Consider the following 11,386-nt stretch of genomic DNA (forward strand, 5'->3'; position numbering starts at 1 on the left):
TAGCCAGAAGGCCGCAAAGCTCATAAAGCCGCGCGCAGCCCTGTGACGAACGAGAGGGGAGACCATGAAGGCAGTTATTTTGGCGGGTGGCCTGGGCACTCGCATCAGTGAAGAGTCGCACCTCAAGCCCAAACCGATGATCGAAATCGGCGGCAAGCCAATTCTCTGGCACATCATGAAACAGTATTCCGCACACGGAATTCATGACTTCGTGATTTGCCTTGGCTACAAGGGCTACGCGATCAAGGACTTCTTCGCCAACTACTTCCTGCACACCTCCGACGTGACGTTCGACATGCGTGAAAACCGCATGGACGTTCACCAGAACTACAGCGAGCCGTGGCGCGTGACGCTGATCGACACCGGTGAGGAAACCATGACCGGTGGCCGTCTGCGCCGCGCCGCACGCTATCTGGAAAACGAAAAAGCCTTCTGCTTCACCTATGGCGACGGTGTCTCGGACCTGAACATCAGCTCGTTGGTGGATTTCCACCTGACCCACGGCAAGTTGGCGACCGTCACCGCCGTACAGCCGCCGGGACGTTACGGCGCGCTGAACCGTGAAGGCGATCGCGTACTGGGGTTCACTGAAAAACCCCGTGGCGACGGTGGCTGGATCAATGGCGGATTCTTTGTGTTGTCGCCGAAAGTCCTGCCGCTGATCGAAGGCGACGAGACGTCGTGGGAGTCCGGTCCGCTGGATGGCCTGGCCGAGCGTGGCGAGCTGATGGCTTATCAGCACGACGGTTTCTGGCAACCGATGGATACCCTGCGCGACAAGAATCACCTCGAAGCGCTGTGGCAGACCGGGGAGGCCCCATGGAAGCAATGGGACTGAGTCCGGAATTCTGGCGCGGCAAGCGGGTTCTGGTCACCGGTCACACCGGTTTCAAGGGCAGCTGGCTGACCCTGTGGCTGCAAAGCCTCGGCGCGCAAGTCAGCGGTTTTTCCCTCGACCCGTCGACCGAGCCGAGCCTGTTCGAACTGGCGCGGGTGCACGAAGGCATCAACGACCAGCGTGGCGACCTGCGTGACCTCGGCGCCTTGCTCGAGATCATCGCCGACACCGAGCCTGAGATCGTCCTGCACCTGGCGGCCCAGCCGCTGGTGCGCGAAGGTTATCGCGATCCGCTCGGCACGTATTCCAGCAACGTCATGGGCACCCTGAACCTGCTCGAAGCGATTCGTCAGGTCGGTTGTGTGCGGGCCTGTGTGCTGGTGACCACCGACAAGGTTTACGCCAACAAGGAATGGCTGTGGCCCTACCGCGAGGACGAAGCCCTCGGTGGACACGACCCTTACAGCAGCAGCAAGGCTTGCTGCGAGTTGTTGGCGCAGTCTTATGCCGCGTCGTTCTTCCCGGCCGACAAGTACGCCGAACACGGTCTGGCCCTGGCCACCGCGCGCGCCGGCAATGTATTGGGCGGCGGCGACTTCGCCCCTGAGCGCCTGATTCCCGACGTACTGAAAGCCTGGTCGGCCGACGAGCCGGTGACCCTGCGTTACCCGCAAGCCGTGCGCCCATGGCAACACGCGCTGGAGCCGCTGGCCGGCTACCTGCAACTGGCCGCCGGGCTCTATGAGGAAGGCCCGGAATACGCCGGGGCGTGGAACTTCGGCCCGGGCGAAACGGACATGTGCAGCGTCGGCGAAGTGGTCGAACTGCTCGCCAATCGCTGGCCACAGGCCCGTGGTCTGCGCATCGAACCGAGCGAACTGCACGAAGCCGGTCTGCTGCGTCTGGACAGCAGCCGCGCCCGTCAGGTCCTTGGCTGGCAACCGCGCTGGTCGCTGCAGCAATGCCTGACCCAGACCCTCGACTGGCACCTGGCGTGGCAGAACGGCGACGACATGCGCACCGTCACTCTCGGTCAACTGAACCTGTACCGGGGCGCGCTGTGAGCGAGTTTTCCTTGAAACAGTTGCCGCTGGCCGGGTTGTTCAGCGTCCAGCACAAACGCTTCGAAGATCAGCGCGGGCACTTCGCCCGGCTGTTCTGCGAGGGTAGCCTGAGTGCGTTCGGCGCCGAGTTTCACATCCGCCAGATCAACCACTCCTGCACTCGCGAAAAGGGCAGTGTGCGCGGTCTGCATTACCAGAACGCCAACGCGCCGGAAGCCAAGTTGATCACCTGCTTGCGTGGTGAAGTGTGGGACGTGGCGGTGGATCTGCGTCCGGACTCCGAAACCTTCCTGCACTGGCACGCCGAGCACCTGAAGGCCGGCGACGGTCGCAGCCTGTTGATTCCGGCCGGCTTCGCCCATGGCTTCCAGACCCTCACCGAGGATGCCGAGTTGCTTTACCTGCACAGCGCCGATTACGCGCCGGAGCACGAGGCCGGCCTGTCGGTGAACGATCCACGGCTGGCGATTGCCTGGCCGTTGCCTGTCAATAATTTGTCAGCGCGTGATTCCAGCCATCCCGCGCTCGATCAACACTTTGCTGGAGTGCGTCTATGAACTGCCGTGGGTGCGCCGCACCGCTGAGTCTGCCGCTGATCGACCTCGGCACCTCGCCACCGTCCAACGCCTACGTGCACGCCGATCGGCTGGAACAGGCCGAACAATGGGTGCCCTTGAAGGTCGCCGTGTGCCAGCAATGCTGGTTGGTCCAGACCGAGGATTACACCAGCGCCGACAGCCTGTTCGATGCCGAGTACGCCTACTTCAGTTCGTTCTCCAGCACTTGGCTGGCCCACGCCGAGCGTTATGTAGCCGAGATGGTCGAGCGCTTTGGCCTGACGGCTGACAGCCGCGTGGTGGAAGTCGCCGCCAACGACGGTTACCTGCTGCAGTACGTAGCCGGTCGCGGTATCCAGTGCCTGGGCGTCGAGCCGACTCGCAGCACCGCGCAGGCAGCGCGGGAAAAAGGCCTGGAGATTCGTGAACTGTTCTTCGGTCGCGACACCGCCGCCCAGTTGAAAAGCGAAGGCTGGGGCGCCGACCTGATGGCCGCCAACAACGTGCTGGCCCACGTGCCGGACATCAACGACTTCCTTGGTGGTTTCGCCGCGCTACTGAAGCCGACCGGAGTTGCCACGTTCGAATTCCCGCAACTGCTGACGCTGATGGCGGGCGCGCAGTTCGACACGCTGTACCACGAACACTATTCCTACCTGTCCCTGACCGCCGTTAAAACACTGTGCGAGCGCAACGGTCTGGAAGTGTTCGACGTCAGCCAGCTGACCACCCATGGCGGATCGTTGCGGGTGTTCGTGCAGCGCAAGGATGGCGAACGCCGTGCCGTGCAACCGGCGGTTCAGCAACAGTTGCAGGCCGAACTCGACGCTGGCGTGAAAACCGCCGGGTACTACGCGACGCTGGCGCCGGCCGCCGAAAACATCAAGCACCAGCTGCTGCGCTTCCTGTTACAGGCCAAGGCCGATGGCAAACGTGTGGTCGGCTACGGCGCTGCCGCCAAGGGCAACACCTTGCTCAACTACGCCGGCGTGAGAGCGGATCTGTTGGCGTGGGTCGCCGATGCCAACCCGCACAAGCAGGGTAAGTTCCTGCCGGGTAGCCGCATTCCGATCGTGGCACCCGAGCGCATTGCGCAAGAGCGGCCGGACTACATTCTGGTTCTGCCCTGGAACCTGTTGAGCGAAGTGACGCAACAACTGGCCGAAGCCAAAACATGGGGTGCACGCTTTGTCGTCGCCGTTCCGGAGTTGAGCATTCAATGAGCAGAATCCACTACACCAAACCGAGCGTCGGCGAACTCGAAGCGCAATATGCCCTGGATGCCGTGCAGAACGGCTGGGGCGCGCGTTGCTACGAATACCTGACCCGCTTCGAGCACGGCTTCGCCGAGCATCTGGGTGCGACCTATGCAATCGCCACCTCCAGTTGCACCGGGGCCTTGCACATGGGCATGGCGGCATTGGGTGTTGGCGCCGGCGATGAAGTGATCCTGGCCAATACCAACTGGATCGCTTCGGCAGCGCCGATCACTTACCTGGGGGCGACCCCGGTCTTTGTCGATGTGCTGGCCGATAGCTGGTGTCTGGATCCGCAACAGGTCAGAAACGCGATCAGCCCGCGCACCAAAGCCATTTTGGCAGTTCACCTCTACGGCAATCTTTGCGACATGGATGCCTTGCTGGCCATCGGCAAGGAGTTCGGCATTCCCGTGATCGAGGACGCGGCCGAAGCCATCGGCTCGCAATGGCGTGGCAAGGCAGCGGGTTCGCTCGGTGCCTTCGGCGCCTTTTCGTTCCACGGCACCAAGACCATGACCACCGGCGAAGGCGGCATGTTCGTCACCTCGGACAAGGCCTTGTACGAGCGCGTGCTGACCCTGTCCAACCATGGCCGGGTCGCGGGAAGCACCAAGCAGTTCTGGCCGGAATTCGTCGGCTTCAAATACAAGATGAGCAACCTGCAGGCGGCGGTTGGCTGCGCTCAGGTTGAACGCATCGAAGAGTTGATCGAGCGCAAGCGGGCGATTTTCGCCAACTATGCGCAGGCGCTTGAAGGTGTGCCGGGCGTATCGCTCAATCCGGAACCGGCCCATGGGCGCAATGGTTACTGGATGCCGACCGTGGTGTTCGATGCCGACACCGGCATCCATCGTGATCAGTTGATTGCGGCTTTCCAGGCGGCGGATATCGACGCCCGGGTGTTTTTCTGGCCGCTGTCGTCGCTGCCGATGTTCAGCGAATACGTGGTCGACACCCCGCTGGCGTTCGCGTTGCCCGAGCGTGCCTTCAACCTGCCGAGTTATCACGAAATGACTGACGCCGATCAGCAGCGCGTGGTGCAAGTGGTGCTCGACTTGCTGGCCAGCAGGAAAGCACCGTGAAGATGTATCTGTTGGGCGCCGCCAACCCGGAAGCGGTGCGCATGCTGCAGGCCGTCAAGCGCAGTACGCCGAACATCGAGTTTGCGTTTCTCGACAACGATCCGCGCAAGCACGGCACGCTGTTTTATGGCGTGCCGGTGGTCGGCGGTTCGGAGCGGGTGGCCGAGCTCAATGGGCCGGACGTGCGCTTCGTCAACCTGATCACCGGCAGTACCCGTTTACGCTACGAAACCACCTGCCAGTTGGTGGAGGCCGGTGCGCGATTGGGTCAGTTCATCCATCCCGGCATCGACCTGAGCATGATTCGCATGGGGCAGGGCAGTTACCTGCAGGAAGGCGTGTTGATGCAGGCCGAGGTCGAACTCGGCGACAACACCAGCATCAGTGCCGGCAGTGTCGTGGGGCATGAGGGACGGATCGGCCACTCGGTGTTCATGGCGCCCGGCGTCTGTATCGCCGGCTGCGTGGAGATCGGTGACGGCACCTTCATCGGTACCAACGCCACGATCCTGCCGCGCCTGCGCATCGGTCGCTGGGTGACCATCGGCGCCGGTGCCGTGGTGACGAAAGATGTCCCGGATTTTTCGGTCGTGGTGGGCAATCCCGCCAGGATCATCAAGAACAACACGGTGCCTTACCCGGACGCCAAGGTGTTCAAGTAAGCCGTTTCCCGAATTTTTGGAGAGTTGCAATGAATCCACATGAGCAGTTTCGCGAAGAAGTAAAAGCCAACATCGAAGGCCTGCAGGAAGACAAGGCACTGCAAACCGAGTCCCTGGACTGGGTCGCCACCACTGCCAAACACAAATACACCTACAACTTCAGCTGGATGGGCCGGCCGATCATTCAGTTCCCGCAGGACATGGTCGCCATGCAGGAAATCATCTGGAACCTGCGTCCGGACGTGATCGTTGAAACCGGTATTGCCCACGGCGGTTCGCTGGTGTTCTACGCCTCGATCCTGGAACTGATCGGCCACGGCGAAGTGCTGGGTGTCGACATCGATATCCGCCAGCACAACCGCGAAGCCATCGAGTCGCACCCGATGTTCAAGCGGATTAGCATGATCCAGGGTTCGAGCATCGACACCGCGATTGTCGACCAGGTGCGTGAACGTGTGCAGGGCAAGAAAGTGCTGGTGGTGCTGGACTCCAACCACACCCACGAGCACGTCCTCGAAGAGCTGCGCCTGTACGCACCGATGGTTTCGGTGGGCAGCTACTGCGTGGTCATGGACACCGTGGTCGAAGACATGCCGGAAGACGCGTTCCCGGATCGTCCGTGGGGCAAGGGTGACAACCCGAAAACCGCCGTGTGGGCGTACCTGGAAGAGAACCGTGATTTCGAAATCGATCAGGCCATACACAGCAAGTTGCTGATCACAGTCGCGCCGGATGGTTATCTGCGCCGCGTACGTTAATCGACAAACAACGTAGAGTTTTCGGCGACTCGCCGCTTGTGGGGAATATATGCAAGGCAAGAACAGTTCTGGACACGGTTTGGCACTCAACGAACAGTTGACCGTTGTGCTGATATCTCACGAACGCCCGGCGTTTCTGCGCAGGGCCGTGCGTTTCTACAGCACCCTGCCGTGCAGGATTCTGGTGCTGGACTCGTCCGCCGAGGCATTGCCGGGTGTGGCCGGGCAATTTGCCAACGTGGATTATCAGCACCTGCCGCAGTTCGGCTATTGGGGCATTCGCGCCAAACTGGCCTACGGTATCGAGCAGTTGCAGACCCCTTACATGGTGTTCGCCGCCGACGATGACTTCCTGGTGCACGATGCCTTGCACGAAGCCGTTGCCTTCATGGACGCCAACCCCGATTACAGCATGTGCCACGGCTACAGCATGATGTACCTGGCACTGGCCAACGGCGTCAGCTACTACCGTCGTGACAAGAAAGTCTGCGAGGACTACTCGGCCGACCTGGCCCAGGATCGCCTGGTGGATTACATGTACCAGTACCTGCCACCGTTCTACGCGGTGCAGCGCTCCGACATCATGCGCGACTGGTACAAGGCGATGCCCGAAGACACGATCTTCCAGTGGCAGGAAGTCGGTCACACGTACTACATGCTGGCGCGGGGCAAGGCACGGATTCTGCCGATCCCTTACGTTGTGCGTGAAATCAACTATCAGCACTCCGACCACAGCACCGAGATTTTCCACTCGCTGGCGTACACCGACGCCAAGTCCGTCGCCGAGCGCGAGGCCTTTGCCGAGTTTCTGGCCGGCCTGCCGACGCAAGTCCGGCATGAAAGCCCGGAGCAAGGCAAAGCCTTTGTCCTGAAGAGTTTCGAAGCGCTGGCCGACAGCCTGCGTACCGGTCGCGCACTGACCGCCGAGCTGATTCTGGAATCGGCATGGACCAACATCGAGGCCGGCCCGCAGCGCCGCTTCGGCCCGAAACAGTACGTCGAAATGCCGTTCTACAATCAGGCGTTTTTCGATCAACTGACCCACTTCGAGTTTCTGTTGCACGCCATGCCGGCCGGGCGCATTCAGTTGCAAGGGCTGGAGGGCATCTGGGCCCGTCAGGAGAACCTGATGCTGGCCCGCAACAACGACACGCCGGAAAGCGTGGTGGACCGTTTGTGGCAAGCCCACGACAGCAACGTGTTCAACCGCACCGTGATCAAGCGTCTGGTGGCGCAGTTGCAACTGCTGGGTGAAGACGAGGACGCCGAAAAACTGCGTGAGTGGAATGCGCGTCTGGAAGCGGCATCGCTGGAAGGCAATCAGGCGACATTCAGCAAAATGCGCACCGGCCGGTTGCTCAAATGGCTCGATGCGCGTCAGCCCGATGACGAACAGGCCGGGGCGATTGCCCGCGATCTGGCAGCCAATGGCGGAGGTCCGCAGTTCGGCATTTTCCTGCTCGACCTGGATAACGACATCGACAAGTTGCAGGTCACCCTGGACAGCTTGCTCGAAGGTCACAGCAAGGCGTTCAAAGTGGTGGTGTTCACCACGGGCGAACCGCCGGCGGCGACCACCGCGCAGAACACCCTGCACTTTGTGCGGGTCTCGTCCGCCAACTTCGTCGACAAGCTGAACCAGAGTGTTCGTCAGTCGCCGTGCGACTGGCTGCTGCTGGCCGAAGCGGGCGACGAGTTCACCGCTGGCGGTCTGCTGCGCGCCGGTCTGGAACTGGCGTCGGCCAAAGGTTGCCGCGCGGTGGCCACCGATGAAATCCAGCGCAACGCCGAAGGCGCCCTGGTGGATGTGTTCCGTCCGGGCTTCAACCTCGACCTGCTGCAAAGCCTGCCGGCGCTGATGGCGCGGCACTGGCTGATCCGTCGCGAGGTGCTGATCGAGGCGGGCGGTTATCAGGCGGACTTCAGCAAGGCGCTGGAATTCGATCTGCTGCTGCGCATCATCGAACAGGGTGGCCTGGGCGGTCTGGCGCACCTCGACGAGCCGCTGCTGATCACTCGCAGTTCGGTCCTGGAAGAAAACGCCGACGAGCGTCAGGCCCTGCTGCGTCACCTGGGCAATCGTGGCTACAAGGCCAAGATCACCTCGAAGGAACCGGGCACCTATCAGATCGATTATCGCCATGCCGAACAGCCACTGGTGTCGATCATCCTGCCGGCCAGCGATGATCTGCCGGCCCTGCAACGCTGCCTGGACGGTGTGCTGCTGAGAACCCGCTACACCCGCTATGAAGTGTTGCTCGCAGCCCGACCGAATCAGTCGGCGGCCGTCAACGACTGGCTGGGCACCCTGAACCACGCCAAGGTCCGCGTTCTGCACGCCGATCAGCCGCTTGGCGATGCGGCCCTGTGCAACGCTGCCAGCCAAGAGGCACAGGGTGAATACCTGGTGCTGATGGCGGCCGACAGTGAGGTGGTCAACCCGAACTGGATCGAGTCCTTGCTCAACCATGCCCAGCGTCCTGAAGTCGGTATCGTCGGGCCGAAACTGGTCGATCGCGACGGGAAAATTTCCCAGGCCGGTCTGATTCTCGGCAAGGAAGGCACCGTCGGTTCGGCCTTCATTGGCGAGAAGCACGACGCCGAAGGTTACATGCACCGTCTGCAGGTTGATCAGAACTACTCGGCCGTATCGGGCGTGTGCCTGATGGTGAACAAAGAGTTGTTCGACGCCCTGGGCGGCCTGGACACCGAAAGCTTCGGCGACGGTTTCAGCGATGTCGACCTGTGCCTCAAGGCCGGTCAGGCCGGTTACCTCACCGTGTGGACGCCGCTGGTACAGGTGCTTCATGGCGGGCAGTTGCCACAAGCGCCACAGGCGCTGGAAGCACTGGCTGAAAAATGGTCCTCCGTCTTCGCTCAGGACCCGGCCGGCAACCCGAACCTGATCCTGAACGGCAAAGACTTTGCTCTGAACGAGCGTGCTGCGGTGAACTGGGCGCAGTGGCTCGGCTGACGCCTTGAGGCACAGGAAACAGGACTCTAGACATGTTCAACGGTAAATCGATTTTCATCTCCGGTGGCACCGGCTCGTTCGGGCGCAAGTTCATTGCGCGCCTGCTCGAGCAATACCAGCCCAAGCGGGTGGTGGTGTTCTCCCGGGATGAACTCAAACAGTACGAGATGCAGCAGACGTTCAACGCGCCGTGCATGCGTTACTTCCTCGGTGACGTGCGCGACGCCGAGCGTCTGCGCCAGGCCATGCGCGGCATCGATTACGTGGTGCACGCCGCGGCGTTGAAACAGGTGCCGGCGGCGGAATACAACCCGACCGAGTGCATTCGCACCAACGTCAATGGCGCGGAGAACATCATCGCCGCCGCCATTGATAACGGCGTGAAGAAAGTCGTCGCGCTGTCCACCGACAAGGCGGCTAGCCCGATCAACCTGTACGGCGCCACCAAGTTGCTGTCGGACAAATTGTTCGTCGCCGCCAACAACATTGCCGGTGAGCAACAGACGCGTTTTGCCGTGGTTCGCTACGGCAACGTGGCGGGCTCGCGCGGGTCAGTGGTGCCGTTTTTCAGCAAGCTGATTGCCGATGGCGCGACAGAGCTGCCGATCACCGACGAGCGCATGACCCGTTTCTGGATCACCCTCGATCACGGCGTACAGTTCGTGCTCGACAGCTTTGCGCGGATGCACGGTGGTGAAGTGTTTGTGCCGAAGATCCCGTCGATCCGTGTGGTCGATCTGGCTCGCGGCATGGCCGAGCATCTGCCGCACAAGAACGTCGGCATCCGTCCGGGCGAGAAGCTGCACGAACTGATGGTGCCGTTGGACGATGCGCGGATGACCCTGGAGTTCGCCGATCACTACACCATCCAGCCGTCGATTCGTTTCACCAGCGTCGATGTGGATTTCGCCGAGGACAAACTCGGCGAGCGTGGTGTGCCGGTCGGTGAAGATTTCGAATACCGCTCCGACACCAACCCGCATTTCCTCTCGGTGGGGCAGATCGCCGACCTGCACGCGAAGCTGTCGGTATGATTCCCTACGGTCGGCAAAGCCTCGACCAGACGGACATCGACGCGGTCGTCGAGGTGTTGCAGTCCGACTGGTTGACCCAGGGGCCGACCATCGAGCGCTTCGAACAGGCAATGGCCGAGCGTTGCCAGGCCGATTTCGCGGTCGCGGTGTGCAACGCCACGGCAGCGCTGCACATTGCCTGCCTGGCGGCGGGGCTGGGAGCGGGCGACCGCTTGTGGACCACGCCGAACACCTTTCTGGCGTCGGCCAACTGCGGCCGTTACTGCGGCGCCGACGTTGACTTCGTGGACATCGATCCGCTGACCTGGAACCTCGATGCCGAGGTGCTGGCCGGCAAACTCGAAGCCGCCGAGCGCGACGGCAGCTTGCCCAAAGTGCTGGTGGCGGTGGCGTTTTCCGGGCAGAGCTGTGACATGCGGCGAATCGCCGAACTGGCCGAACGCTACAACTTCACCGTGATCGAAGACGCTTCTCACGCCGTCGGCGCTAGCTACGCCGGGCGCCCGGTGGGTTGCGGTGAATTCGCGGCGATGACCGTGTTCAGCTTCCACCCGGTGAAGATCATCACCAGCGGCGAAGGCGGCATGGTGCTGACCAATCGCCCGGAACTGGCCGAGCGTCTGCAACGCCTGCGCAGCCACGGCATGACCCGCGATCCACAGCAGATGACCGAGCCCAGTCACGGGCCGTGGTATTACCAACAGGTCGAGCTGGGTTTCAATTATCGGATCACCGATCTGCAAGCTGCGCTGGGCTTGTCACAGCTGAGCAAGCTGGACGAATTCATCGCCCGTCGCCGGGAACTGGCCGCGCGATACGAGCGCTTGCTGGCGTATTTGCCGGTCACCGTGCCGAGCATCCAGCCGGACGCCGAATCGGCCTGGCACCTGTACGTGGTGCGCTTGCAGACCGAGCGCATCAACCTCAGCCACCGTCAGGTGTTCGAAGGCTTGCGTGCGGCCGGCATCGGCGTGAACCTGCACTACATTCCGGTGCATCTGCAGCCGTACTATCGTGAACTGGGTTTCGCCGAGGGAGACTTTCCCGAGGCCGAGCGTTATTACGCCGAAGCGATCAGCCTGCCGCTGTTTCCGTTGCTGAGCGATCAGCAGCAGGATTACGTGGTCGAGCAATTGCGTCGGTTGACTGAATGAGTGC

10 protein-coding genes are annotated in these 11,386 nt (G+C 61.9%); all 10 read left to right on the forward strand.

Annotation, left to right across the window (positions count from 1 at the left end; translation table 11 throughout):
- Positions 1 to 64 precede the first annotated feature (64 nt).
- Genes rfbF through pseC form a run of 10 tightly spaced genes read left to right on the forward strand, consistent with a single transcriptional unit; the run spans position 65 to position 11,382 of the window.
- A complete protein-coding gene (rfbF, locus tag AC1RME_RS26925; protein WP_096822205.1) occupies positions 65 to 838 on the forward strand; it encodes a glucose-1-phosphate cytidylyltransferase in 774 nt (257 codons plus the stop codon).
- Entirely contained in the window at positions 820 to 1,902 is a 1,083-nt protein-coding gene (rfbG, locus tag AC1RME_RS26930; RefSeq protein WP_096822204.1) for a CDP-glucose 4,6-dehydratase, read from the forward strand. The genes rfbF and rfbG overlap by 19 nt, the downstream gene beginning before the upstream one ends.
- On the forward strand, positions 1,899 to 2,459 hold the full coding sequence (gene rfbC, locus AC1RME_RS26935; RefSeq protein ID WP_096822203.1) for a dTDP-4-dehydrorhamnose 3,5-epimerase: 561 nt from the start codon (positions 1,899 to 1,901) through the stop codon (positions 2,457 to 2,459). Before rfbG ends, rfbC begins: the two co-directional genes overlap by 4 nt.
- The gene (locus tag AC1RME_RS26940; protein WP_096822202.1) at positions 2,456 to 3,682 is read left to right on the forward strand and encodes a class I SAM-dependent methyltransferase; all 1,227 of its coding nucleotides are present in this window, start codon (positions 2,456 to 2,458) and stop codon (positions 3,680 to 3,682) included. Before rfbC ends, AC1RME_RS26940 begins: the two co-directional genes overlap by 4 nt.
- Entirely contained in the window at positions 3,679 to 4,800 is a 1,122-nt protein-coding gene (locus AC1RME_RS26945) for a DegT/DnrJ/EryC1/StrS family aminotransferase (RefSeq protein ID WP_096822201.1), read from the forward strand. Before AC1RME_RS26940 ends, AC1RME_RS26945 begins: the two co-directional genes overlap by 4 nt.
- The gene (locus AC1RME_RS26950; RefSeq protein ID WP_096822200.1) at positions 4,797 to 5,462 is read left to right on the forward strand and encodes an acetyltransferase; all 666 of its coding nucleotides are present in this window, start codon (positions 4,797 to 4,799) and stop codon (positions 5,460 to 5,462) included. The genes AC1RME_RS26945 and AC1RME_RS26950 overlap by 4 nt, the downstream gene beginning before the upstream one ends.
- A 29-nt stretch (positions 5,463 to 5,491) precedes the next feature.
- On the forward strand, positions 5,492 to 6,220 hold the full coding sequence (locus AC1RME_RS26955) for a cephalosporin hydroxylase family protein (RefSeq protein ID WP_096822199.1): 729 nt from the start codon (positions 5,492 to 5,494) through the stop codon (positions 6,218 to 6,220).
- A 49-nt stretch (positions 6,221 to 6,269) separates the two neighbouring features.
- The gene (locus AC1RME_RS26960) at positions 6,270 to 9,194 is read left to right on the forward strand and encodes a glycosyltransferase family 2 protein (protein ID WP_493091987.1); all 2,925 of its coding nucleotides are present in this window, start codon (positions 6,270 to 6,272) and stop codon (positions 9,192 to 9,194) included.
- A 32-nt stretch (positions 9,195 to 9,226) separates the two neighbouring features.
- The gene (pseB, locus tag AC1RME_RS26965; protein ID WP_096822197.1) at positions 9,227 to 10,228 is read left to right on the forward strand and encodes a UDP-N-acetylglucosamine 4,6-dehydratase (inverting); all 1,002 of its coding nucleotides are present in this window, start codon (positions 9,227 to 9,229) and stop codon (positions 10,226 to 10,228) included.
- A complete protein-coding gene (gene pseC, locus AC1RME_RS26970) occupies positions 10,225 to 11,382 on the forward strand; it encodes a UDP-4-amino-4,6-dideoxy-N-acetyl-beta-L-altrosamine transaminase (RefSeq protein ID WP_096822196.1) in 1,158 nt (385 codons plus the stop codon). Before pseB ends, pseC begins: the two co-directional genes overlap by 4 nt.
- Positions 11,383 to 11,386 lie beyond the last annotated feature (4 nt).

It is taken from the genome of Pseudomonas sp. GW822-FHT03F08, from assembly GCF_058801265.1.

Excerpts from the sequence above, each read along its gene's own strand:
- rfbF (WP_096822205.1), top strand. The coding sequence starts at position 65 with ATGAAGGCAGTTATTTTGGCGGGTGGCCTGGGCACTCGCATCAGTGAA.
- rfbG (WP_096822204.1), top strand. The coding sequence starts at position 820 with ATGGAAGCAATGGGACTGAGTCCGGAATTCTGGCGCGGCAAGCGGGTT.
- AC1RME_RS26940 (WP_096822202.1), top strand. The coding sequence starts at position 2,456 with ATGAACTGCCGTGGGTGCGCCGCACCGCTGAGTCTGCCGCTGATCGAC.
- AC1RME_RS26945 (WP_096822201.1), top strand. The coding sequence starts at position 3,679 with ATGAGCAGAATCCACTACACCAAACCGAGCGTCGGCGAACTCGAAGCG.
- AC1RME_RS26955 (WP_096822199.1), top strand. The coding sequence starts at position 5,492 with ATGAATCCACATGAGCAGTTTCGCGAAGAAGTAAAAGCCAACATCGAA.
- AC1RME_RS26960 (WP_493091987.1), top strand. The coding sequence starts at position 6,270 with ATGCAAGGCAAGAACAGTTCTGGACACGGTTTGGCACTCAACGAACAG.
- pseB (WP_096822197.1), top strand. The coding sequence starts at position 9,227 with ATGTTCAACGGTAAATCGATTTTCATCTCCGGTGGCACCGGCTCGTTC.
- pseC (WP_096822196.1), top strand. The coding sequence starts at position 10,225 with ATGATTCCCTACGGTCGGCAAAGCCTCGACCAGACGGACATCGACGCG.